This is a genomic window from Streptomyces sp. NPDC048479, assembly GCF_040651435.1.
Taxonomy (GTDB): Bacteria; Actinomycetota; Actinomycetes; order Streptomycetales; family Streptomycetaceae; genus Streptomyces.
On sequence record NZ_JBEZKA010000019.1, the window covers coordinates 19,033 to 41,461 of the forward strand.

19 protein-coding genes are annotated in these 22,429 nt (G+C 69.6%); 14 read left to right on the forward strand and 5 right to left on the reverse strand.

The window, feature by feature from the left end; all coding sequences use genetic code 11:
• The first annotated feature begins 23 nt into the window (after nucleotides 1-23).
• The 3 genes from xseA to AB0D12_RS26820 all read left to right on the forward strand — a co-directional run bounded on the left by xseA (nucleotide 24) and on the right by AB0D12_RS26820 (nucleotide 2,299).
• Nucleotides 24-1,232, forward strand: a complete 1,209-nt coding sequence (gene xseA / locus AB0D12_RS26810; RefSeq protein ID WP_362687816.1) for an exodeoxyribonuclease VII large subunit — start codon at nucleotides 24-26, stop codon at nucleotides 1,230-1,232.
• 94 nt (nucleotides 1,233-1,326) lie between these two features.
• Entirely contained in the window at nucleotides 1,327-1,581 is a 255-nt protein-coding gene (locus AB0D12_RS26815) for an exodeoxyribonuclease VII small subunit (protein WP_362687819.1), read from the forward strand.
• Between the two features lie 127 nt (nucleotides 1,582-1,708).
• Nucleotides 1,709-2,299, forward strand: a complete 591-nt coding sequence (locus AB0D12_RS26820) for a malonic semialdehyde reductase (protein ID WP_362687822.1) — start codon at nucleotides 1,709-1,711, stop codon at nucleotides 2,297-2,299.
• Nucleotides 2,300-2,363: 64 nt separating this feature from the next.
• Here AB0D12_RS26820 and AB0D12_RS26825 read toward each other — a convergent pair whose 3' ends face one another.
• Nucleotides 2,364-2,888: a DUF4245 domain-containing protein gene (locus tag AB0D12_RS26825; protein ID WP_362687825.1), complete on the reverse strand. Its 525-nt coding sequence runs from the start codon at nucleotides 2,886-2,888 to the stop codon at nucleotides 2,364-2,366.
• A gap of 123 nt (nucleotides 2,889-3,011) precedes the next feature.
• Here AB0D12_RS26825 and glpX point away from each other — a divergent pair, with 123 nt between their 5' ends.
• Nucleotides 3,012-4,043, forward strand: a complete 1,032-nt coding sequence (glpX, locus tag AB0D12_RS26830) for a class II fructose-bisphosphatase (protein ID WP_362687828.1) — start codon at nucleotides 3,012-3,014, stop codon at nucleotides 4,041-4,043.
• A gap of 94 nt (nucleotides 4,044-4,137) precedes the next feature.
• Here glpX and AB0D12_RS26835 read toward each other — a convergent pair whose 3' ends face one another.
• Both AB0D12_RS26835 and AB0D12_RS26840 read right to left on the reverse strand, forming a co-directional pair.
• On the reverse strand, nucleotides 4,138-4,488 hold the full coding sequence (locus AB0D12_RS26835) for a WhiB family transcriptional regulator (protein ID WP_327325814.1): 351 nt from the start codon (nucleotides 4,486-4,488) through the stop codon (nucleotides 4,138-4,140).
• 151 nt (nucleotides 4,489-4,639) lie between these two features.
• Nucleotides 4,640-5,305 carry a DUF1707 domain-containing protein gene (locus AB0D12_RS26840; protein WP_362687831.1) on the reverse strand — a complete coding sequence of 222 codons (666 nt, stop codon included), beginning with the start codon at nucleotides 5,303-5,305 and terminating at the stop codon, nucleotides 4,640-4,642.
• Nucleotides 5,306-5,543: 238 nt separating this feature from the next.
• Between AB0D12_RS26840 and AB0D12_RS26845 the strand changes: the two genes are divergently transcribed.
• On the forward strand, nucleotides 5,544-7,211 hold the full coding sequence (locus AB0D12_RS26845; RefSeq protein WP_362687833.1) for a fumarate hydratase: 1,668 nt from the start codon (nucleotides 5,544-5,546) through the stop codon (nucleotides 7,209-7,211).
• Nucleotides 7,212-7,365: 154 nt separating this feature from the next.
• Here AB0D12_RS26845 and AB0D12_RS26850 read toward each other — a convergent pair whose 3' ends face one another.
• Complete coding sequence (locus AB0D12_RS26850; RefSeq protein ID WP_362687835.1) at nucleotides 7,366-8,898, reverse strand: ricin-type beta-trefoil lectin domain protein; 1,533 nt, start codon at nucleotides 8,896-8,898, stop codon at nucleotides 7,366-7,368.
• A 116-nt stretch (nucleotides 8,899-9,014) separates the two neighbouring features.
• Between AB0D12_RS26850 and AB0D12_RS26855 the strand changes: the two genes are divergently transcribed.
• From AB0D12_RS26855 to AB0D12_RS26870, 4 genes are all read left to right on the forward strand, one after another.
• Nucleotides 9,015-10,409 carry a class II fumarate hydratase gene (locus AB0D12_RS26855; protein WP_362688221.1) on the forward strand — a complete coding sequence of 465 codons (1,395 nt, stop codon included), beginning with the start codon at nucleotides 9,015-9,017 and terminating at the stop codon, nucleotides 10,407-10,409.
• 58 nt (nucleotides 10,410-10,467) lie between these two features.
• The gene (locus tag AB0D12_RS26860) at nucleotides 10,468-11,145 is read left to right on the forward strand and encodes a DUF402 domain-containing protein (RefSeq protein ID WP_362687837.1); all 678 of its coding nucleotides are present in this window, start codon (nucleotides 10,468-10,470) and stop codon (nucleotides 11,143-11,145) included.
• 320 nt (nucleotides 11,146-11,465) lie between these two features.
• Complete coding sequence (locus AB0D12_RS26865) at nucleotides 11,466-13,316, forward strand: SpoIIE family protein phosphatase (protein WP_362687839.1); 1,851 nt, start codon at nucleotides 11,466-11,468, stop codon at nucleotides 13,314-13,316.
• Nucleotides 13,317-13,441: 125 nt separating this feature from the next.
• The gene (locus AB0D12_RS26870) at nucleotides 13,442-14,905 is read left to right on the forward strand and encodes a catalase (protein ID WP_362687840.1); all 1,464 of its coding nucleotides are present in this window, start codon (nucleotides 13,442-13,444) and stop codon (nucleotides 14,903-14,905) included.
• A 110-nt stretch (nucleotides 14,906-15,015) separates the two neighbouring features.
• On the opposite strand, the gene AB0D12_RS26875 is transcribed toward AB0D12_RS26870, so the two are convergent.
• Nucleotides 15,016-17,241 carry a transglycosylase domain-containing protein gene (locus AB0D12_RS26875; RefSeq protein WP_362687841.1) on the reverse strand — a complete coding sequence of 742 codons (2,226 nt, stop codon included), beginning with the start codon at nucleotides 17,239-17,241 and terminating at the stop codon, nucleotides 15,016-15,018.
• A 267-nt stretch (nucleotides 17,242-17,508) separates the two neighbouring features.
• Here AB0D12_RS26875 and AB0D12_RS26880 point away from each other — a divergent pair, with 267 nt between their 5' ends.
• The 5 genes from AB0D12_RS26880 (at nucleotide 17,509) to AB0D12_RS26900 (ending at nucleotide 22,402) form a co-directional block, all read left to right on the forward strand.
• Entirely contained in the window at nucleotides 17,509-18,444 is a 936-nt protein-coding gene (locus AB0D12_RS26880) for an SPFH domain-containing protein (RefSeq protein WP_362687843.1), read from the forward strand.
• Nucleotides 18,441-18,662 (forward strand): hypothetical protein, encoded by a 222-nt coding sequence (locus AB0D12_RS26885; RefSeq protein WP_362687845.1) that lies wholly within the window; start codon nucleotides 18,441-18,443, stop codon nucleotides 18,660-18,662. The genes AB0D12_RS26880 and AB0D12_RS26885 overlap by 4 nt, the downstream gene beginning before the upstream one ends.
• 169 nt (nucleotides 18,663-18,831) lie before the next feature.
• Nucleotides 18,832-19,356, forward strand: coding sequence for a PadR family transcriptional regulator (locus AB0D12_RS26890; RefSeq protein ID WP_362687848.1), 525 nt, complete (start codon nucleotides 18,832-18,834; stop codon nucleotides 19,354-19,356).
• The gene (locus AB0D12_RS26895) at nucleotides 19,353-20,039 is read left to right on the forward strand and encodes an ABC transporter ATP-binding protein (RefSeq protein WP_362687851.1); all 687 of its coding nucleotides are present in this window, start codon (nucleotides 19,353-19,355) and stop codon (nucleotides 20,037-20,039) included. Before AB0D12_RS26890 ends, AB0D12_RS26895 begins: the two co-directional genes overlap by 4 nt.
• On the forward strand, nucleotides 20,036-22,402 hold the full coding sequence (locus tag AB0D12_RS26900; protein ID WP_362687854.1) for an FtsX-like permease family protein: 2,367 nt from the start codon (nucleotides 20,036-20,038) through the stop codon (nucleotides 22,400-22,402). Before AB0D12_RS26895 ends, AB0D12_RS26900 begins: the two co-directional genes overlap by 4 nt.
• Nucleotides 22,403-22,429 lie beyond the last annotated feature (27 nt).

The following is a 22,429-nucleotide window of genomic DNA, read 5'->3' on the forward strand; positions in this document are numbered from 1 at the left end:
ACACGGCCGATACGCTCGCCCGTATGGCTCTCAACACGTCCGCGGAAGCGCCGCTGCCGGTCGGCGAGGTGTCACGGCTCATCGGAGGGTGGATCGACCGGCTCGGGGCGGTCTGGGTGGAGGGGCAGATCACTCAGCTGTCGCGGCGGCCCGGCGCCGGGGTCGTCTTCATGACGCTGCGCGACCCCTCGTACGACATCTCGGTGGGTGTCACCTGCTTCCGGCAGGTCTTCGACGCGGTCGCGGATGTGGTGGCGGAGGGCGCGCGGGTCGTGGTGCACGCCAAGCCGGAGTGGTACGCGCCGCGGGGGCAGCTGTCACTGCGGGCCGTGGAGATAAGGCCGGTGGGCATCGGTGAACTGCTCGCCCGGCTCGAGCAGCTGAAGCGGACGCTGGGCGCGGAGGGGCTGTTCGCCGTCGAGCGGAAGAAGGCGCTGCCGTTCCTGCCGCACCGGGTGGGGCTGGTGTGCGGGCGTGCGTCCGCTGCCGAACGCGACGTCCTGGAGAACGCCCGGCGGCGGTGGCCGGCCGTCCGCTTCGAGGTGCGCAATGTGGCGGTGCAGGGCGTGCACGCGGTGGCCCAGGTCGTCCAGGCGGTGAAGGAGTTGGACACGCTCCCGGAGGTGGACGTGATCATCGTGGCGCGCGGCGGCGGCAGCGTGGAGGATCTGCTGCCGTTCTCGGACGAGCAGCTGGTGCGTGCGGTGTCCGAGTGCCGTACGCCGGTGGTGTCGGCGATCGGGCACGAGCCGGACGCGCCACTGCTCGACCTGGTGGCCGATCTGCGGGCGTCGACGCCGACGGACGCGGCGAAGAAGGTCGTCCCTGACGTCGGCGAGGAGCTGGACCGGGTGCGGCAGCTGCGGGACCGTGCGCTGCGCACCGTCCGGGGGCTGCTGGACCGGGAGGAGCGGGGTCTGGCCCATGCGCTGGCCCGGCCGTCGATGGAGCACCCGCACCGGATGGTGGACGAGCGCGAGGCGGAGGCCGACGCGCTGGTCGCCCGCAGCCGGCGGGTGCTGGGGCATCTGCTGGACCGGGCGGACTCGGAGCTGGCGCACACCCGGGCGCGGGTGGTCTCGCTGTCCCCGGCGGCGACGCTGGAGCGGGGGTACGCGGTGCTGCAGCGGGCGGACGGATCGGTGGTCCGCTCGCCGGAGGAGGTCGGGGTGGGTGACGAGCTGCGGGCGCGGGTCTCGGAGGGCGAGTTCGCCGTACGGGTCGCGGAGTGAGCGCGGCCGGCGCGTCGTGAACAGGTGAGCCGTGAGCAGGTGAGCCGTGAGCAGGTGACGGTCGTTGTCCTACCTCACACATAGGGTGGATCGCATGGCTGCCAAGACGGACGAGGCCGCGCTCGGTTACGAGCAGGCGCGGGACGAGCTGATCGAGGTCGTACGCCGCCTGGAGGCGGGCGGCACGACGCTCGAGGAGTCGCTGGCTCTGTGGGAGCGCGGCGAGGAGCTGGCGAAGGTCTGCCGCCACTGGCTGGAGGGCGCCCGCGCGCGGCTCGACGCGGCGCTTTCCGAGGGGAAGGGCGAGGGCACGAGAGAGGGCGAGGCCGCCGAGGCCGCCGAAGACTGAGCAGGTCCGGGGGTGCTCCCGGGTGTGAGCCGGGTCACCATGGGCATGTAGTTGAAATTTAATCCACCGGGGTGCGGTTGGAGCCGTCGTAAAGATCCTCTGTACGCCCCCCGGAAGGTACGCCAGCATGACCCTCGCCCTTGACTCCGCCGCCCAGGACCTCCTCTTCCGTGAGGCCCGCACCGCCAACACGTTCACCGACGAGCCGGTGACCGAGGAGCAGGTTCAGGCGATCTACGACCTGGTCAAATTCGGCCCGACCGCCTTCAACCAGAGCCCGCTGCGCGTCGTCCTGGTCCGCTCCGACGAGGCCCGTGAGCGACTGGTCACGCACATGGCCGAGGGCAACCAGCCGAAGACCGCCACCGCCCCGCTGGTCGCGATCCTCGCCGCCGACAACGAGTTCCACGAGGAGCTCCCGACCCTGTTCCCGCACTTCCCGCAGGCCAAGGACATGTTCTTCGCCGAGCGCCCGGTGCGTGAGCAGGCCGCCGCCCTCAACGCCGCGCTGCAGGCCGCGTACTTCATCGTCGGCGTCCGCGCCGCCGGCCTGGCAGCGGGCCCGATGACCGGCTTCGACTTCGCCGGCGTCCAGAAGGAGTTCCTGGACGGCGACCACACCCCGCTGATGATCGTCAACATCGGCAGGCCCGGCGAGGACGCCTCGTTCCCGCGCTCGCCGCGGCTGTCCTACGACGAGGTCGTCACCACCGTCTGATCCCGCACAAGCAGAAGGCCGCCGCACCCGCTCCGGGGTGCGGCGGCCTTTTCCTGCAACGAGATCAGGACTTCTTCGACTCCAGCGCGGTGGCCATCTCCGCCAGCCGCTCCGGCGACGCCGTACCCGTGATCACGGTCGTCGAGCCCTTGTCCTCGCGCACCAGCGCGTCGTACTTCGGGCCCTCCCAGCGCTGCCAGTCCACGCCGCCCACCTGCTGCGTCTTCCCGGTCTCCCGGGCTTGCTGGCTGACCTCCGGGATGAACTTGCCGGCCGGCGCCGTGGACTGCTCGACCGCGATGTATTCGCCGTCCGGGTCCAGGAAGCCGAGGTGCCAGGCATCCGCATCGGCGCGCTTGTACGACACCGATGTCGGCTTCCACTCCTTCGCCAGCCCCTCGGGTGCCGCCACCGGGTACGGCGCCGCGCGCCGTGCCGTCAGCAGCTCCACCCGGTAGTCGACCGCCTTGACCGGGTCCGCCTTTTCGTCGTGCGGAATGAACACGTAGATCACTGCGACGACGGCGCCGATCACCGCCATCGACAGCACCATGTCCCGCACCGTCTGTCTGCCTCGCATACCTGCCACGCCCCCATGGTCGCATCATGGAAGTGTGCTCAAACGTGGCCCCCTCTGCTCAATTTATCGACGTACCGATAGAGTCGGATCACCGTCTTTTCCGGCCGTCGTCGTACAGAAAGGTGCGCTCCGATGACCGAGCATCATCTGCCGTCCCAGCTCGAGGTCTCTCCCGAGGCCCCCGACCGCAACCTCGCCCTGGAACTGGTCCGGGTCACCGAGGCCGCCGCAATGGCCGCCGGCCGGTGGGTCGGCCGCGGCGACAAGATCGGCGCGGACGGAGCGGCCGTCAAGGCCATGCGGACCCTTGTCTCCACCGTCTCGATGAACGGCATCGTCGTCATCGGTGAGGGCGAGAAGGACGAAGCCCCGATGCTGTTCAACGGCGAGCGGGTCGGCGACGGTACCGGCGCCGAGGTCGACATCGCCGTGGACCCGATCGACGGCACCACGCTGAACGCCAAGGGCATGCCGAACGCCATCGCCGTGCTCGCGGCCGCCGACCGCGGCACCATGTTCGACCCGTCCGCGGTCTTCTACATGGACAAGCTGGTCACCGGCCCCGAGGCCGCGGACTTCGTGGACATCAACGCGCCCGTCTCGGTCAATATCCGCCGGGTCGCCAAGGCCAAGCACTCCGCGCCCGAGGACGTCACGGTCGTCATCCTGGACCGCCCGCGCCACGAGGGCATCGTCAAGGAGATCCGCGAGACCGGCGCACGCATCAAGTTCATCTCGGACGGCGATGTCGCGGGCTCGGTCATGGCCGTACGCGAAGGCACCGGCGTCGACATGCTCATGGGTATCGGTGGCACGCCCGAGGGCATCATCTCCGCCTGCGCGATCAAGTGCCTCGGCGGCACGATCCAGGGCAAGCTCTGGCCGAAGGACGACGCCGAGCGGCAGCGCGCGCTCGACGCCGGGCACGACCTGGACCGGGTGCTGCACACGAACGACCTGGTCAGTGGCGACAACGTGTTCTTCGTCGCCACCGGCATCACGGACGGCGAGCTGCTGCGCGGAGTGCGTTACCGCGCGGAGACCGCGACCACCCAGTCGCTGGTGATGCGCTCCAAGTCCGGCACGATCCGCCAGATCGACTCGACCCACCGGCTGTCGAAGCTGCGCGCGTACAGCGCCATCGACTTCGACCGCGCCAAGTAGGACGAGCCGAGCGGGACAAGCGGGAGCAACGGGTACGGGAAGGGGCGCCCCCCCAAGTGCGGTGGGGGCGCCCCTTCCCGTCCCTGCCCGGCGCTCAGGCCGCCGCCGACTTCTTGAGCTCCACCTCGCGCCGCCTGCGCCGGGCCAGCACCACGCGGCGCTCGGCCGCGGTCAGCCCGCCCCACACGCCGTACGGCTCGGGTTGGAGCAGAGCGTGCTCCCGGCATTCGACCATCACGGGGCAGCGGGCGCAGACCCGCTTCGCGGCCTCCTCGCGCGACAGCCGCGCGGCCGTCGGCTCCTTGGACGGAGCGAAGAACAGTCCGGCCTCGTCCCGGCGGCACACCGCCTCCGCGTGCCAGGGCCCGGCCTGATCTTCCCGAGCGGAAATTCGCTGGGGCGGAACGGCGGCGACCTGCAAGGACTGATGCGGCAGTTGCAGCACGGTCTACTCCTGACGACGGCTTCGCGAGCGAGAGACGATGCAGCACTCCCTACCCGCTGTACGCACTCCTATTCACTGAGTGGCACTGAGTTCCGGGGCACGGAATTGCGGGCAGGCGCTCGCGGCCGGAAAGTGCTCCGGAGCGGAGCCGTCAGCCGAGGTGTTTGCGCAGGCGGTCATGGAGGTCGGCGATGAGCCGGCCCCGTTTGGGCCTGGCCTCGACATTGCCGAAAACCGAATACCCGTTCACGACGACCACCGGGGCCTCCGGATCGGCCGCCTCCAGGGTGAGCACATCGAAGTTGCCGAAGAATCCGGTGCCGCTGCCGCGCAGCGAGATGTTCTCCGGGACCCGCACTTCGACATTGCCGAAGATGGAGGTGGCGTTGATGACGGTCAGCCGCTGCCCGAAGAGCGCCTCGGTGAGGTCGATCTCGATGTTGCCGAAGAGCGAGAAGGCGTTGGTGCGGCGGCCGACGCGCCAACGGCCCTTGCGGGTGGAGCTGGAGAAGACGGCGATGAGATTCTCGGCGGGGCCGACGGGCTCCTCGGGCCCGTACGCGTACGACATGGCGTCGCCACGAGTGCCGGTGCGGGCCGCGGGCAAGTCCCGGACCAGCGGCTCCAGTTCCCCGACGGTCTTGGCCCGGTAGACGGCGTCGATCCGCTCGGAGTGCTCCTCGGCGTCCAGCCGGCCCTCGGCCAGGGCGTCCCGGAGGATGTCGGCGATCCGGTCGCGGTCGGCATCCGAGGCGCGGATGGCATCGCTGGGCTCCGCGGGGGCGACCGGCTTCTGGGGGTGCTTTTCGAGGTCCACGGATCCAGCGTAGCGAAACGCGATAGATCGCGACTAGGGGTACGGGGCCTGGCGCGGCGCCGAGCACGGGGGCTTCGCCCCGGACCCCGCCCCTCAACCACCGGAGGGCCTGCCGGCGCCCCTCGATGCGTGAGTGAGCCCTACCTCACAAGCGTGCGCGGCCGACCGCGTTCTACGCTGAAGGGCGCGCTGCCAATGGACGTCAGCGCCGCTGTCTGCCGAGTGAGGAATGGCCGTAATGCCAGAGTTTCAGTACTCCGATCTGCTCCCGCTGGGAGAGGACACCACGCCGTACCGGCTGGTGACCTCCGAGGGTGTCTCCACCTTCGAGGCCGACGGGCGTACGTTCCTCAAGGTCGAGCCGGAGGCGCTGCGCACGCTCGCCGCCGAGGCCATGCACGACATCTCGCACTACCTGCGGCCCGCCCACCTCGCGCAGCTGCGCCGTATCGTCGACGACCCGGAGGCCTCCTCCAACGACAAGTTCGTCGCGCTGGACCTGCTGAAGAACGCCAACATCGCGGCCGCCGGCGTACTCCCGATGTGCCAGGACACCGGCACGGCGATCGTCATGGGCAAGCGCGGCCAGAACGTCCTGACGCAGGGCGGCGACGAGGAAGCTCTCTCGCACGGCATCTACGACGCCTACACCAAGCTCAACCTGCGCTACTCGCAGATGGCTCCGCTCACCATGTGGGAGGAGAAGAACACCGGCTCCAACCTCCCCGCCCAGATCGAGCTGTACGCGACCGACGGCGGCGCGTACAAGTTCCTCTTCATGGCAAAGGGCGGCGGCTCCGCCAACAAGTCCTTCCTCTTCCAGGAGACCAAGGCGGTCCTGAACGAGGCCTCCATGATGAAGTTCCTGGAGGAGAAGATCCGCTCGCTCGGTACGGCCGCCTGCCCGCCGTACCACCTCGCCATCGTCGTCGGCGGCACGTCCGCCGAGTTCGCGCTGAAGACCGCGAAGTACGCCTCCGCGCACTACCTCGACGAGCTGCCGGCCGAGGGCTCGCCCACCGGCCACGGCTTCCGGGACAAGGAGCTGGAGGAGAAGGTCTTCGAGCTCACCCAGAAGATCGGCATCGGCGCGCAGTTCGGCGGCAAGTACTTCTGCCACGACGTCCGCGTCGTCCGCCTTCCGCGTCACGGTGCCTCGCTGCCCGTCGCGATCGCCGTCTCCTGCTCGGCCGACCGCCAGGCCACCGCGAAGATCACTGCCGAGGGCGTGTTCCTGGAGGAGCTGGAGACCGACCCGGCACGGTTCCTGCCGGACACGACGGACGAGCATCTGGACGAGGCGGGTGACGTCGTGAAGATCGACCTCAACCGGCCGATGGACGAGGTGCTGGCCGAGCTCACCAAGTACCCGGTCAAGACCCGGCTCTCGCTGACCGGCCCGCTGGTCGTGGCCCGCGACATCGCGCACGCCAAGATCAAGGAGCGGCTCGACGCGGGCGAGGAGATGCCGCAGTACCTGAAGGACCACCCGGTCTACTACGCCGGTCCGGCGAAGACCCCCGAGGGCTACGCGTCCGGCTCCTTCGGGCCGACGACGGCCGGCCGAATGGACTCGTACGTCGAGCAGTTCCAGGCGGCGGGCGGCTCCAGGATCATGCTGGCCAAGGGCAACCGCTCGCAGCAGGTGACGAACGCGTGCGGGACGCACGGCGGGTTCTACCTGGGCTCGATCGGCGGGCCCGCGGCGCGGCTCGCGCAGGACTGCATCAAGAAGGTCGAGGTCGTCGAGTACGAGGAGCTCGGCATGGAGGCGGTGTGGCGGATCGAGGTCGAGGACTTCCCGGCGTTCGTCGTGGTGGACGACAAGGGCAACGACTTCTTCACGGAGCCGGCGCCCGCGCCGACGTTCACGTCGATTCCGGTGCGGGGTCCAGGGCTGGCGTAACGCCTGCGGCGGCCCCACGCGGCGGAGCCGCACAATCGGACACAGCCCCCACCCCGCCCCTTCCCTGAACTGGGGCTCCGCCCCAGACCCCGCGCCTCGAACGCCGGCGGGGCTGGATTTCCGATTCGGGAAGGGGCGGGGTGGGGAAACAGCCCTACGCGAAGCGCTGGTTCGCCGCCCCGGTGCACGGCTGGAGCCGGACCGGCTCCTTCGCCGACGCCAGCGTCAGGCACAACCCCGTCGCCGACGACGGCCGAATCGTCCCGCCCGTGCGGACGAACTGCTGGTTCGCGCCGCCGTGGCAGTTCCACACGATCACCGCCGCGCCCGCCGCATAGCTCCCGCCCGGCACATCCAGGCACCGGTCCTGCGTCAGCTCCGTGTGCAGCGACTTGCGCGCCGAGTCGTACCACCAGCCCTGGTTACGGCCGCCGTGGCAGTCCCAGCCCACCACGCCCGTCCCGTTGCGGCTCACCGCACCCGCGACGTCCAGGCACGAGCCCGTGGCCTCCTCCTTCAGCGGCTTGTACGCGTCGTCCCACGCGCCCGCGTACAGCGACGGCTTCCCGGTCGACGCCACATCCGCGCAACTTGCCTCCCTCAGCCCCGAGTTGTACAGCTGGGTGAGGCAGGAGGCGAACGCCGCGTGGCCGCGCACATTGGGGTGGAAGGACTGGCGGGCCGAATTGGAGTCCGGCGGGAAGGGGTTGGAGAGATCGATGTACAGCCCGCGCGCCCAGGTGTCCTCCATACAGACCTCATGGCCGTGGAACAGCCGGGAATTGTCGAGATAGACCGCTCCGGTGGACTGCGCGATCCTGCGCATACCGCGCTCGAACGCGGGGACGGCGGTGTTGCGGCCCCAGACGGTGTCGGAGTCGTAGCCCATACCGCCGCAGATCAGCTTGCCGGGGAAGTTCGGATTGTCGCGGAAGTCCGGGCCGATGGGGCTCGGGTAGCCCATCACGACCAGCTTGTAGTCGCCGTCGGCGTATCCGGCGTCGCTCATCACGGTGCGCAGGTCCCGTACGGTCTGCTCGACCTTGGGGACCAGGCCGTCGACGCGGGCCTGCCAGCCCGCCGCGTACTTCGGCTCGCACGGCCCCTGGAACAGCACGTAGCGCGTGACGCAGTCGGTTATCACCGGGCCGAACTGCAGATCGTCATTGGCGCCGGCCACCAACAGCACCATCTTGATGCGGGTGTTGCGCGCCTTGATGGCGAGACTGTCGCTCTGGACCAGCTCGTCGGCGTACTGCTTCGAGCCGCCGATCCGGATGTTCCCGGTGTACGCGCCGGAGCAGGAGACGTTGTACGTGACGTCCGCGGCGATGCCCGTGCGGTGGATGGCGGCATCGGGCGAGCGGTGGCACCAGTTGTCGGGGCCGTTCGTTCCTGGCTCGTAGCTGCCGACGCCCTCGCCGGAGATCTCGCTGTCGCCGAGCGAGATCAGGCCGGTCTTGCGGTCGGCGAGCGGGCGTTCGGCGGGGCTGCCGTAGAGCTTGACGGCCTCGGTCGCGCGGATGGACTCCAGTTCGGGCGGGAGCGGTACGGATGCTGCGGTACGGATCGCGTCGGGCTGCGCGGCCCGGGCGGTGGTGGCCGTGGCAGCCATTCCGCCAAGTCCTGCCGCCAGTGCCGCGGCGGCCGCGACCGTACAGCGAAGTCTGTGCCTGGTGCGCCTCATTGCGCCTCCCCGGTTTGCTGTTGGTCCGGGTATTTACTGGCGAGTAGCACAGTTGGGAATAGTCAGAACAAGACAACTGCTCATCTTTTTGAGAGTTCCGAGGAGGCATGGCAGCGATGGACGACGCGAGCGAGTACCGGATCGAGCACGACTCCATGGGTGAGGTACGGGTACCGGCGCACGCCAAGTGGCGGGCCCAGACCCAGCGGGCGGTGGAGAATTTCCCCGTGTCCGGCCAGCGGCTGGAGCGGGCCCATATCGAGGCCCTGGCCCGGATCAAGGCGGCCGCTGCCCGGGTCAACGCCGAACTGGGCGTGCTCGACAAGGACATCGCGGAGGCCGTCGCCGACGCGGCCGCGGAGGTCGCGGAGGGCCGCTGGGACGAGCACTTCCCGGTGGACGTCTTCCAGACCGGTTCCGGCACCTCCTCGAACATGAACACCAACGAGGTCATCGCCACGCTCGCCACCGAGCGCCTCGACCGCGATGTGCACCCCAACGACCATGTGAACGCGTCCCAGTCGTCCAACGACGTCTTCCCCTCCTCCATCCACATCGCGGCGACGGCGGCCGTGACGGGCGATCTGATCCCGGCGCTGGAGCAGCTGGCGGCCTCGCTGGAGCGCAAGGCGTCCGAGTTCTCATTGGTCGTCAAGGCCGGCCGTACGCATCTGATGGACGCCACCCCCGTCACGCTGGGCCAGGAGTTCGGCGGCTATGCCGCACAGATCCGGTACGGCGTGGAACGGCTCCATGCCTCACTCCCCCGCCTCGCCGAACTCCCGCTCGGCGGTACGGCGGTGGGCACCGGCATCAACACCCCGCCCGGCTTCTCGGCCGCGGTCATCGCCGAGGTCGCCCGCGCGACCGGGCTGCCGCTGACCGAGGCCCGCAATCACTTCGAGGCGCAGGGTGCGCGCGACGGGCTGGTCGAGACGAGCGGCCAGCTGCGTACGATCGCTGTCTCGCTCACCAAGATCTCCAACGATCTGCGCTGGATGGCGTCGGGCCCGCGCACCGGCCTCGCCGAGATCAGCCTCCCCGACCTTCAGCCCGGCTCCTCGATCATGCCCGGCAAGGTCAACCCGGTGATCCCGGAGGCCGTGCTGATGGTGGCGGCCCAGGTGACCGGCAACGACGCCACGGTCGCGGCGGCCGGCGCCGCCGGGAACTTCGAGCTGAACGTCATGATGCCGGTGATCGCCAAGAATCTGCTGGAGTCGGTGAGGCTCCTCGCCCATGCCTCGCGGCTGCTGGCGGACCGTACCGTCGACGGCATCACCGCGAACGTCGAGCGAGCCCGTGAGTACGCGGAGTCCTCGCCGGCCGTCGTCACGCCGCTGAACAAGTACATCGGGTACGAGGAGGCGGCGAAGGTCGCCAAGAAGTCGCTGGCCGAGCGGAAGACGATCCGCGAGGTCGTCCTCGAGTCCGGCTATGTGGAGCGTGGAGCGCTGACCCTCGAGCAGCTGGACGAGGCCCTTGACGTGCTGCGTATGACACATGCGTGAGCCGGTGGCCGTGACCTGCGTCGCAGCGGGTCCCCGGCCGTACTCCTAAGATCTGCGCATGACAGGTACGGAACGCATCGCACGCTGGGCGCCCGGGGACCACATCCTCTGGCGCTACCGCGGCCATGCCCCGGATCTGTCGGGCGGCGGCGTCCACATCTGCCGGCCCGTGACCGTCGTGGAGGACACCGACGAGTTGCTCGCGGTGTGGATGGCGCCGGGCACCGAGTGCGTGAAGCCGGTACTCGCGGACGGCACGCCGGTGCACCAGGAGCCGCTCGCCACCCGCTACACCGCACCGCGCACCACCGCCCGCGCCCGCTGGTTCGGCACGGGCGTACTGAAGCTGGCGCGGCCCGGTGAACCCTGGTCGGTCTGGCTGTTCTGGGAGCGCGGCTGGCGGTTCAAGAACTGGTATGTGAACCTCGAGGAGCCGCACATCCGTTGGGCGGGCGGCGTCGACTCCGAGGATCACTTCCTGGACATTGCCGTCCACCCGGACCGCACCTGGCACTGGCTGGACGAGGACGAGTTCGCGGAGGCCCAGCGGGTCGGGCTGATGGACGTGGAGAAGGCACAGGCGGTACGGGAGGCGGGGGACGCAGCCGTCGAGGCGATCCAGGCCTGGCAGGCGCCGTTCTCCGCGGGCTGGGAGGGCTGGCGGCCGGACCCGGCGTGGCGGGTGCCTCGGCTTCCGGCGGACTGGGACCGTACGGCTGTGCAGGTGACGTCCTGAGTCCGCGTCAGGAGTCTGCGCGCGGGCGCCGGGTGAAGTGACTGATTCCGGTCCGGGAACACGCTCCAGCTCATACGACCTCGTGAGACTCTTGATGCGCCCCCAGGGGGCAAACGTAGGATCGTCGTCCGCAAGGCTGCGCCGTTTGAGCAACTATTGAGCGCAGGGCGCAGCCTGACCGTAAGTCATCACGAGTCATTTCAAGGGGGTGGAGCTGTGCCGGATGCCTGCCATCCTGTCGGCGCCGCCCGCAGAGCGGGTATACCGCCTCACGAGGCGATTGCATCGCACAACCGGCCCGGACGGACGGAATCCCACGCGTGACGGAGCAGCCCACCTCCCACGAAGGCCGACAGCCCTTGGCTGCCCGGCCGCATGAACGCACCCGGCCGCGGTCCGAGGCGACCGGCGGCTCGAGCGTGCCCCCGCCTGCCGGTCCGCCGCAGGACCTTGCGGGGACCGCACGCCGCGAGGGCGACCGACTGCGTTTCGTGGGGGCCGCCACCCGCAGGATCGCGCGCGGCATAGACCTCGACGAGATCGTGCTCGGGCTGTGCCGGGCGACCGTGCCGACCTTCTCCGACGCGATTCTCGTCTATCTCCGCAGCCCGCTGCCGGTGGGCGACGAGCGGCCGGTCTCGCCGTTCGTGTTGCGGCTGCGCCGCACCGACCGGCTGCGTTTAGCCGGTGAGGACGCCGATCTCGGCAACGCCGCCCCCATCCCGGTCGTAGACCCGCAGACCGACCTCATGCCGGCCGCCGAGCTGTGCGAGGTGCGGTCCGGTGGTGCGCTCTCCGAGGTGCTGCGCGGCGTACGGCCCGTCTTCGGCGACTCCGCGGCCGCCCGGGCCGCCCTGCCCGAGCTGCTCGGCGCCGACCGCGCCGTACCGAGCGGACATCGCGCGATACTCGCCCCGCTCCGCGGCAGGCGGCGGGTGATCGGCGCGGCCGTCTTCCTCCGCCGGCCGGACCGGCCCGCCTTCGAGCCCAACGACCTTCTGGTCGCGGCCCAGTTGGCGACGCACACCGCGCTCGGCATCGACAAGGCCGTGCTGTACGGACGTGAGGCGTACATCGCCGACGAGCTGCAGCGCACCATGCTGCCCGACTCGCTCCCGCAGCCGACCGGCGTCCGTCTCGCGTCCCGCTACCTCCCGGCCGCCGAGACCGCCCGTGTCGGCGGCGACTGGTACGACGCGATCCCGTTGCCGGGCAGCCGGGTGGCGCTGGTGGTCGGCGACGTCATGGGGCACTCCATGACCTCCGCCGCGATCATGGGTCAGCTGCGCACCACCGCGCAGACCCTGGCCGGTCTCGACCTGCCGCCCCAGGAGGTTCTGCACCATCTGGACGAGCAGGCCCAGCGGCTCGGCACGGACCGCATGGCCACCTGCCTCTACGCCGTGTACGACCCCGTCTCGCACCGGATCACCATCGCCAACGCCGGCCACCCGCCGCCCATCCTGCTGCACCTGGGCGGGCGGGCCGAGGTGCTGCGCGTACCGCCCGGCGCACCCATCGGCGTGGGCGGTGTGGACTTCGAGGCCGTGGAGCTGGACGCCCCGGCCGGCGCGACCCTGCTGCTGTACACCGACGGCCTGGTCGAGTCCCGGCTGCGGGATGTGTGGACAGGGATCGAGCAGCTGCGGGAGCGGCTCGCCGCCACCGCCCAGCTGACCGGTCCGGACCATTCGCCGCCGCTTGAGGCGCTCTGCGACGACGTGCTGGACGTTCTCGGCCCGGGCGACCGGGACGACGACATCGCACTGCTCGCGGCCCGCTTCGACGGGATCGCGCCGAGCGATGTCGCCTACTGGTTCCTGGAGCCCGAGGACGCGGCTCCGGGCCGGGCCAGGAGACTGGCCCGGCGGGCGCTGAACCGCTGGGGTCTGGAAGAGCTGAGCGACTCGGTGGAGCTGCTGGTCAGCGAGGTGGTGACCAATGCCGTGCGGTACGCCGAGCGGCCGGTGACGCTGCGGCTGCTGCGTACGGACGTACTGCGCTGCGAGGTCGGCGACGACTCTCCGCAGCTGCCGAGGCAGCGCCGGGCCCGGGACACGGACGAGGGCGGACGAGGGCTGTTCCTGGTGAACCGGCTGGCCAGACGGTGGGGAGCGACGCGCCTGTCGACCGGCAAGGTGGTGTGGTTCGAACTGCCTACTCCCGCGTAGCCGGCACAGCTCGTACTGGGGCCAGATCTGGACCCTGTCCAAATGTTGCCGACAGGGTGTCGTGGGAGTTGACTGGGGCACGCGGCCGATGCGACCTCAATCCCTCTATCGACGGGAGGACGCTCGTGACCGAGTCATCCCCGAAGGCCCCGTACACGACCAACAATGCCGGCATCCCGGTGGAGAGCGACGAGCATTCGCTCACCGTGGGACCCGACGGCCCGATCCTGCTCCAGGACCACTACCTCATCGAGAAGATGGCCCAGTTCAACCGGGAGCGGGTCCCTGAGCGGGTGGTGCACGCGAAAGGCGCGGGCGCGTACGGCACCTTCGAAGTCACCAATGACGTCAGCCAGTTCACCAGGGCGGACCTCTTCCAGCCGGGCAAGCGCACCGAGATGCTGGCCCGCTTCTCCACTGTCGCGGGCGAGCAGGGCTCCCCCGACACCTGGCGTGACCCCCGCGGCTTCGCGCTGAAGTTCTACACGGAACACGGCAACTACGACATGGTCGGCAACAACACGCCGGTCTTCTTCGTACGCGACACGATCAAATTCCAGGACTTCATCAGGTCCCAGAAGCGCCACCCGGCCACCGGGCTGCGCAACAACGACATGCAGTGGGACTTCTGGACGCTGTCCCCCGAGTCCGCGCACCAGGTGACATGGCTGATGGGCGACCGCGGCGTTCCGAAGACCTACCGCCATATGAACGGCTACAGCTCCCACACCTACATGTGGATCAACGGCGGCGGCGAGCGGTTCTGGGTGAAGTACCACTTCAAGACCGACCAGGGCATCGACTTCCTCACTCAGGCCGAGGCCGACGAACTGGCCGGCACGGACGCGGACAAGCACCGCCGCGATCTGTACGAGTCGATCGAGTCCGGAAACGCGCCGAGCTGGAGCCTCAAGGTCCAGATCATGCCGTTCGAGGACGCGGCGGACTACCGCTTCAATCCCTTCGACCTGACCAAGGTGTGGCCGCACGGGGACTACCCCCTGATCGACGTCGGCCGGATGACGCTCAACAGGAATCCGGAGGACTACTTCATCCACATCGAGCAGGCCGCCTTCGAACCGTCGAACATGGTGCCGGGCATCGGCCCGTCGCCGGACAAGATGCTGCTCGGGCGGCTCTTCTCGTACCCGGACACCCACCGGTACCGGATCGGCCCGAACTACGCCCAACTGCCGCCCAACCGGCCGCACACGTCGGTGAACTCGTACGCCAAGGACGGCCCGATGCGGTACGTGGCGTCGAACGCCGCGAGGCCGTACGCGCCGAACTCCTACGGCGGTCCCGCCGCCGACTTCCAGCGCTTCGGCGAACCGGCGAGCTGGGAGGCCGCGGGAGAGCTGGTGCGCGAGGCGTACAAGCCGCACCGCGAGGACGACGACTGGGGCCAGCCGGGGACCATGGTCCGCCATGTGCTGGACGACGCGGCCCGTGAGCGACTGGTGTCGAACGTCAGCGGACATCTGAAGGACGGCGTGACCCGGCCGGTCCTGGACCGGGCGCTGCAGTACTGGCGCAACATCGACAAGGAGACCGGCGACCGCATCGCCCACAAGGTGAACGGCGGCTGACAGGGAGTACGACAGTGCCCGCGGTCCCGGATACGGGTGCCGCGGGCACTGTCGTACGTGTCGCCCGAGGTCGCCGTCAGAGCCTGACGTTGCCGGGCTTGATGTTGCCGTCAGGGCTTGACCCTGCCGCCGGCGCCCTCTGTCCCGCCGGGGTCACCGCCCGGGTCGGTCGGCGGGGTGAAGCTCGGCGGACCCGATGGCGTAATGCTCGGCGTCTGCGTCGGATCCTCCGTCGGCGTCTTGGTGGGCGTCCTCGTCGGCGTCTGCGTCGGATCGTCCGTCGGCGTCTTGGACGGGGTCTGCGAGGGCGTCTCGGACGGAGTATCCGTCGGCGTCGGGTCCGGTTCCGCGGTCGCGCCCTCTTCGATGTCGAGGTCGAACTCGGCGGCGGCGGCCTCGTCGTCGAGGGCTCCCGTCGTGTACTGCTGCCAGATCTTCGCCGGGACGCCACCACCGTTGGCGCGGCCCTCGTTGACGGTGTTGGTCAGCGTGACCTGATTGCCCTTGGGGTCCTCGCCGAACAGGGCGACTGCGGTGACCAGGTCCGGGGTGTAACCCACGAACCAGGCCGAGCGGTTGTTCTCCGAGGTGCCGGTCTTGCCCGCTGCCTCGTAGTCGCCGGCCGCGTTCGTGCCCGAGCCGGACTTCACGACGCCCGTCATGGCCGCCGTCGTGGTGTCCGCCGCCTCGCGGCTGATCGCCTGGTCGCCGATTGGCGGGGGATCCGTCAGATCGGCCTTGCGGGACTTGCTCTCGGCGGACTTCACGATCGACGGCGTGACCTTCTTGCCGTGGTTGTCGAGGGTCGCGTACACCCCGGCCATGTCCCAGGTGGAGGCGCCCATCGTGCCGAGTGACATCGCGGGCCGCTCCGGAAAGTCCTTGCTGTCCTTCATGCCCATGGCGAGCGCGGTCTTCTTGGCCTTCTTCGGGGTGACATCCACGATCATCTGCGCGAAGACGGAGTTGATCGAGCTGTTCGTCGCCCGCTGGACGCTGACCGGGCCGTAGTCCTTGTCGTCCTCGTTCTCGGGCGCGAAGGGGGTGTCGCTGCCCTTCACCGGCCGCTTGCTGGTGCCGTCGTACTTGGTGTTGAGGCCGATCTTCGCGCCGTCCTGGGTCTCGGCCCCGTTCTCGATGGCCGAGGCGAGGACGACGGGCTTGAAGGTCGAGGCGGGCTGGTAGTCGCGGCGGGTGGCGTTGGACAGCCAGTGCTCGGTGGCGCCTTCGCCGCCGTACAGGGCGACGATATGGCCGGTCTTCGGGTCGACGGAGGTCGCACCTGCCTGAACGGTCGCGTCGGCCTTGTCCTTCTTGCGCTCGAGCTTCTTCTCGAGCTGCTTGTCGACCGCCTTGACCAGTGCCTTCTGGCGCTTCTCGTCGATGTTGAGGGTGATCGTCCAGCCGCCGGCCTTGATCTCCTCCTCGCTGATGTGGTGGCGCTCCAGCTCGGCGTTGGCCGCGTCGACGAGGTAGCCGGTCTGGCCCTCCATGCCGGGGGCGGCTTTCGGCTTCTTGGGCACGGGGAACTTCAGGCCGGTGCGCTCGCCGGAGTCCAGCCAGTCCTCCTCGACCATGTTGTCGAGTACGTAGTTCCAGCGCTCCTGGACCAGCTTCTGGCCGGTCTCCGAGGCGACCGCCCAGTCGTACTGGCTCGGGGCCTGGAGCAGAGCGGCGAGATACGCGCCCTGGGCGACGTTCAGCTTGGACGCGTCGACGCCGTAGTACGCCTGGGCAGCGGCCTGGATTCCGTAGGCGTTGCGGCCGTAGTAGCTGGTGTTGATGTACCCGGCGAGGATCTCGGACTTTTCCTTCTTCTGGTCCACCTTGAGCGAGATCACGAGCTCTTTGAGCTTGCGGGTGACCGTCTGGTCCTGGTTCAGGTAGTAGTTCTTGACGTACTGCTGGGTGATGGTCGAGCCACCCTGCTTGCCCTTGCCCGTGAGGGTGTTCATCACGCCGCGGGCAGTGCCCTTGAAGTCGACTCCGGAGTCCTTGAAGAAGGTCTTGTTCTCCGCGGCGACGAAGGTGAACTGGACTTCTTTGGGGATCTTCTCGAGCCCGACGATCTCGCGGTTGATCTTGCCGGTGCGGGCGAGGACCTTGCCGTTGCTGTACTTGTAGACGTTGCTCTGCATCTCGGCCTGGGCGTTGGCCTCGGGCACGGGAACGAGCAGATAGATCACGAAGAAGGCGCCCATCGCCAGCAGGCAGAGGCCGAAGAAGGTGCCGAGCAGCTTCCTCCAGGTGAAGAAGCGCCGTATGCCAGTGGGCTTTGCCTTCTTCGCCCGGCGCGCCCCGCGCTGCCGGGCTTGTCGCGCTTCCGCTCGGCCCATCGCTTCGCTGCTCCGCTCGTAGTCACTGTTTTCGCTGGTCGTGCTTGCCGCAATCGACCCTGCATCGGGCCGGAATCAGCTCAGAAAGCTAACACCGCTCACACAGACAAAGAGCCACCGATCCGGTCTTTTCCGGACGTGAGAATCAGCACCCCGTCTCATGGAACCGACTCATGAGAGGTGCGCAGGGTTGCGATGCGCGTTAAAGTGATATCACTTTGCTAGAGGGTCGGCGGCTGTCGCCGACCTCGGAAACGGGGAGCCATCATGCCTGCCACCAGCACACCAACCGTGGAAGACCGGCCGGAGATGCCGGCGCCACAGGTTCGTGAATTTCCGGCGCACAGCATCGGCGGGGGCGCCGCCCTGCTGCTGGGGCTGCTCGGAATAGCGGCCGGGGTCGTGCTCGTCGTCGCCGGGGCCGCGATCGGCGCGACCGGCGCGAAGGTGGCGCTGATCCTGCTCGGCGTCATGGTCGGGATCGCCGCGTTCGTCGCGATGTGCGGGCTGAACACGGTCGCACCGGGCGAGGCGCGGGTGGTCCAGCTCTTCGGGCGCTACCGGGGCACGATCCGTACGGACGGCCTGCGCTGGGTCAACCCGTTCACCTCACGGGTCAAGATCTCGACGCGGGTACGGAACCACGAGACCGCGGTTCTGAAGGTGAACGACGCCTACGGCAACCCGATCGAGCTCGCCGCGGTGGTCGTGTGGAAGGTCGAGGACACGGCGCAGGCGATGTTCGAGGTGGACGACTTCCTGGAGTTCGTCTCGACCCAGACGGAGGCGGCGGTGCGGCACATCGCGATCGAGTACCCCTACGACGCGCACGACGAGGACGGCCTGTCGCTGCGCGGCAACGCGGAGGAGATCACCGAGAAGCTGGCGGTCGAGCTGCACGCGCGCGTGGAGGCGGCCGGCGTGCACATCATCGAGTCCCGCTTCACGCATCTCGCGTACGCCCCGGAGATCGCGTCCGCGATGCTGCAGCGCCAGCAGGCGGGCGCGGTGGTGGCGGCGCGGCGGCAGATCGTGGACGGCGCGGTCGGCATGGTCGAGGCGGCGCTGGCCAGGATCACGGAACAGGACATCGTCGAGCTCGACACGGAGCGCAAGGCGGCCATGGTGTCGAACCTGATGGTGGTGCTGTGCGGCGACCGCGCGCCGCAACCTGTCCTCAACACAGGGTCGCTCTACCAGTGACGCCGCCCGCGCGGAAGCAGGTGCTGCTGCGACTGGATCCGGCGGTGTACGAGGCGGTGGCGCGATGGGCGTCGGACGAGCTGCGCAGCGCGAACGCACAGATCGAGTTCATCCTCCGTCGCGCCTTGTCGGACGCGGGCCGCCTGCCGGGCAGCGCCGGCCCGATCCCCCGGCGGGGGCGACCGCCGAGGGCTGCGCCGGGGGACGACGGGGAGTAGTCCCTGGGGCAAGCCCCCAGCCCCCGTACGACCTTCGCTCGGGTCCTCAATCGCCGGACGGGCTGAAATGCGCCCCGCCGGCGATTGAGGCGTGGGGTCCGGGGCGGAGACCGCAGGCCTCCACCTCAGGTATACACAGCAGGTATACACACCGTGTAGAGTGCCGCGCATGTCCATCGGTCACACACTCCTCGGGCTCCTCGAGTCCGGCCCGCGCCACGGCTACGACCTCAAGCGCGCCTTCGACGAGAAGTTCGGCCACGACCGGCCCCTCCACTACGGGCAGGTCTACTCGACCATGTCCCGCCTCCTCAAGAGCGGCCTCGTCGAGGTCGACGGCATTGAGGCCGGCGGCGGTCCCGAACGCAAGCGCTACGCCATCACCGACGCCGGGATCACCGATGTCACCCAGTGGCTCGCGCAGCCCGAGAAGCCGGAGCCGTACCTCCAGTCGACCCTCTACACCAAGGTCGTCCTCGCGCTGCTCACCGGCCGCAGCGCCGCCGATCTCCTCGATGGGCAGCGGGCCGAGCATCTGCGGCTGATGCGTATCCTCACCGACCGCAAGCGCCGCGGTGACCTCGCCGACCAGCTCATCTGCGACCACGCCCTCTTCCACCTCGAAGCCGATCTGCGCTGGCTGGAACTGACCGGTGCCCGGCTCGACCAGCTCGCCAAGGAGGTGCGCGGATGAACCCCGCAGGCTCTCTCCTCGTCGCCGCCGACCTGCACAAGGCGTACGGCCCCACCCCCGCCCTCGACGGCGCGTCCTTCTCCATCCACGCCGGCGAGGTCGTCGCCGTCATGGGGCCCTCCGGCTCCGGCAAATCGACCCTGCTCCACTGCCTCGCCGGGATCGTCCGGCCCGACTCCGGGTCGATCTGCTACAGCGGGCGCGACCTCACCGCGATGCCGGACGCCGGACGGAGCGCGCTGCGCCGCAGCGACTACGGCTTCGTCTTTCAGTTCGGCCAGCTCGTTCCCGAGTTGACCTGCACCGAGAATGTCGCGCTGCCACTTCGGCTGAACGGCATCCGGCGCAAGGAGGCCGAGCGCACCGCACTGGAGTGGATGGAGCGCCTCGAAGTCGCCGAGATCGGCAACAAGCGGCCCGGCGAGGTCTCCGGCGGCCAGGGCCAGCGGGTCGCGGTCGCCCGCGCGCTGGTCACCTCGCCGCGGGTGCTCTTCGCCGACGAGCCGACCGGCGCCCTCGACTCACTCAACGGGGAGCGGGTGATGGAGCTGCTCACCGACGCTGCCCGGGACACCAACGCCGCGGTCGTCCTGGTGACGCACGAGGCCCGGGTGGCCGCGTACTCCGACCGCGAGGTCATCGTCCGCGACGGCAAGGTGCGCGACATGGCGGGTGTGGCATGAGCGGCGGCGCCACCTGGATACGGGATCTCACCCTGGGCGCCCGGTTCGCCGTCACCGGCGGCCGGCGCGGCTGGACCCGTACGATCCTCACCGCCATCGGCGTCGGCCTGGGCGTCTCCCTGCTGCTGGTCGCCGCGTCCGTGCCACATCTCATCGAGAGCCGCGACACCCGCGAGGCGGACCGCGCGGTCACCTTCAACGACGAGGTGAAGCGTTCCGAGCGCTCGTTCCTCTTCGCCCGGACCAGCACGCTCTACCGCGGCGACACCGTCAACGGCGCCGTGTTGCGGCCCGACGGCGGCGACGCCCCGGCGCCGCCCGGCCTGGCGAAGCTGCCGGGCCCCGGCGAGATGGCCGTCTCCCCCGCCCTCGCCGACCTGCTCAGCTCCCCCGAAGGGGCGCTGCTGAAGGACCGGCTGCCGTACCGGGTCACCGCCACCATCGGGGACCGCGGCCTGATCGGCCCCGGTGAGTTCTTCTACTACGCGGGCAGTTCCACCCTCCCCCCGGCGGCGGCCGACCGGCGCGCGGACAGCTACGGCGGCAACGAGGGCAAGGGCGACCCGATGAGCGCGGTGCTCCTGCTCATCATCGTGATGGCCTGTGTGGCCCTGCTCCTGCCGGTGGCCGTGTTCATCGCCACCGCCGTGCGGTTCGGCGGCGAGCAGTGCGACCGGCGGCTCGCCGCGCTCCGGCTGGTCGGCTCCGATCAGGCGATGACACGGCGGATCGCGGCCGGTGAGTCACTGTGCGGCGCGCTGCTCGGGCTGGTCGCGGGCGCCGGATTTCTCGCGCTGATACGGCAGTTCATCGGCTCGGTGACCATCTGGAACGTCAACGCCTTCCCCTCCGACATCGTGCCGAGCCCGGTGCTGACCGCGCTGATCGCCGTCGCCGTACCGGCCTCCGCGATCGGAGTCATCCTCTTCACGCTGCGTGGTGTGACGATCGAGCCGCTCGGCGTTGTACGGAACACCGCTCCGCGGCGGCGCCGACTGTGGTGGCGGCTGCTGATGCCGGCCGCCGGTCTCGCCCTGCTGCTGCCCCAGTCGGGCCGGGTCGGCCTCGGGGACACCGAGATCGCCACCTATCAGATCGCCGGCGGCGCGCTGCTGGTGCTGACCGGGGTCACCGCGCTGCTGCCGTGGCTGGTCGAGGCAGTGGTCGGCCGGCTGCGCGGCGGACCCGTGCCCTGGCAACTGGCCGTACGGCGGCTCCAGTTGAGCAGCGGAACGGCGGCCCGTGCGGTGAGCGGCATCGTCGTCGCGGCGGCCGGCGCCATCGCGCTGCAGATGCTCTTCAGCTCCGTGCAGAGCGACTTCATGAAACCGACCGGCATGGACGCGGCCCGCGCCCAGCTCGAGACGAGCGCGAAGGCCACGGACGGCTCCGTGGCGCGCAAGATGATCGAGACGTACTCGGCGACCAAGGGCGTCTCAAGCGTGATCGGGATGATCCAGGCGTCCGTCGACCGGCCGGGACCGATACGCGCGGGCGAGGGCTACATCCCCACCACCCAGATCACTGTCGCCGACTGCCCGTCGCTGCGGGAGCTGGCGAAGCTGCCCTCCTGCAAGGACGGCGATGTCTTCATCGCCCGTACGCACGGCAATCAGGGTCCGCCGGACGAATATCTCGCCAAGTCTGCCCGGCCCGGCGCCCAGGTGAACCTCAACTCGGAGCAGTTCGACCCGGGAGGCGAGGCGAAGACGACCAAGCCGGTGCTGTGGCGTATCCCCGCATCCGCCAGGACGGTGGACTCGCGTACCGACCCGGTGGGTCAGGTCTCGTTCGGCGTCATGGCGACGCCGTCCACCATCGATGTGTCGAAGCTGGTGAGCCCGATGGCCAGGGCGATGATCCGGCTCGACCCCGACGTGCCCGAGGCGGCCGAGTACGCCCGTAACAGCGCGGCCGCCATCGACCCGCTGACCAGCGTCTCCACGCTGCAGAACTTCGAGCGTGACAGCCAGTTCTCCAGCGTGCGCACCGGTCTCTTCGTCGGCGCGACCGCGACGATGCTGCTGATCGCCGCGTCCATGCTCGTCTCCACGCTGGAACAGCTCCGCGACCGCAAGCGGCTGCTGTCGGTGCTGGTCGCCTTCGGTACCCGGCGCGCCACTCTGAGCTGGTCGGTGCTGTGGCAGACCGCCGTGCCGATCGTGCTGGGTCTCGCCCTCGCGATCACGGGTGGCATCGGGCTCGGTCTTGTCCTGCTGAAGCTGGTCGACAAGCAGGTCGCCGACTGGTGGGCCTTCCTGCCGATCACCGGGGTCGGGGCCGCGCTGATTCTGCTGGTGACGGTGATCAGCCTGCCGCCACTGTGGCGCATGATGCGCCCGGACGGGCTGCGTACGGAGTAGCACAAGGGCGTACGACGCAGTCCGGGG

What these genes read in the sequence shown, in the direction of transcription:
- xseA (WP_362687816.1), top strand. Translation starts at nt 24, where the DNA reads ATGGCTCTCAACACGTCCGCGGAAGCGCCGCTGCCGGTCGGCGAGGTG.
- AB0D12_RS26815 (WP_362687819.1), top strand. Translation starts at nt 1,327, where the DNA reads ATGGCTGCCAAGACGGACGAGGCCGCGCTCGGTTACGAGCAGGCGCGG.
- AB0D12_RS26820 (WP_362687822.1), top strand. Translation starts at nt 1,709, where the DNA reads ATGACCCTCGCCCTTGACTCCGCCGCCCAGGACCTCCTCTTCCGTGAG.
- glpX (WP_362687828.1), top strand. Translation starts at nt 3,012, where the DNA reads ATGACCGAGCATCATCTGCCGTCCCAGCTCGAGGTCTCTCCCGAGGCC.
- AB0D12_RS26845 (WP_362687833.1), top strand. Translation starts at nt 5,544, where the DNA reads ATGCCAGAGTTTCAGTACTCCGATCTGCTCCCGCTGGGAGAGGACACC.
- AB0D12_RS26850 (WP_362687835.1), bottom strand. Translation starts at nt 8,898, where the DNA reads ATGAGGCGCACCAGGCACAGACTTCGCTGTACGGTCGCGGCCGCCGCG.
- AB0D12_RS26855 (WP_362688221.1), top strand. Translation starts at nt 9,015, where the DNA reads ATGGACGACGCGAGCGAGTACCGGATCGAGCACGACTCCATGGGTGAG.
- AB0D12_RS26860 (WP_362687837.1), top strand. Translation starts at nt 10,468, where the DNA reads ATGACAGGTACGGAACGCATCGCACGCTGGGCGCCCGGGGACCACATC.
- AB0D12_RS26875 (WP_362687841.1), bottom strand. Translation starts at nt 17,241, where the DNA reads ATGGGCCGAGCGGAAGCGCGACAAGCCCGGCAGCGCGGGGCGCGCCGG.
- AB0D12_RS26880 (WP_362687843.1), top strand. Translation starts at nt 17,509, where the DNA reads ATGCCTGCCACCAGCACACCAACCGTGGAAGACCGGCCGGAGATGCCG.
- AB0D12_RS26890 (WP_362687848.1), top strand. Translation starts at nt 18,832, where the DNA reads ATGTCCATCGGTCACACACTCCTCGGGCTCCTCGAGTCCGGCCCGCGC.
- AB0D12_RS26895 (WP_362687851.1), top strand. Translation starts at nt 19,353, where the DNA reads ATGAACCCCGCAGGCTCTCTCCTCGTCGCCGCCGACCTGCACAAGGCG.
- AB0D12_RS26900 (WP_362687854.1), top strand. Translation starts at nt 20,036, where the DNA reads ATGAGCGGCGGCGCCACCTGGATACGGGATCTCACCCTGGGCGCCCGG.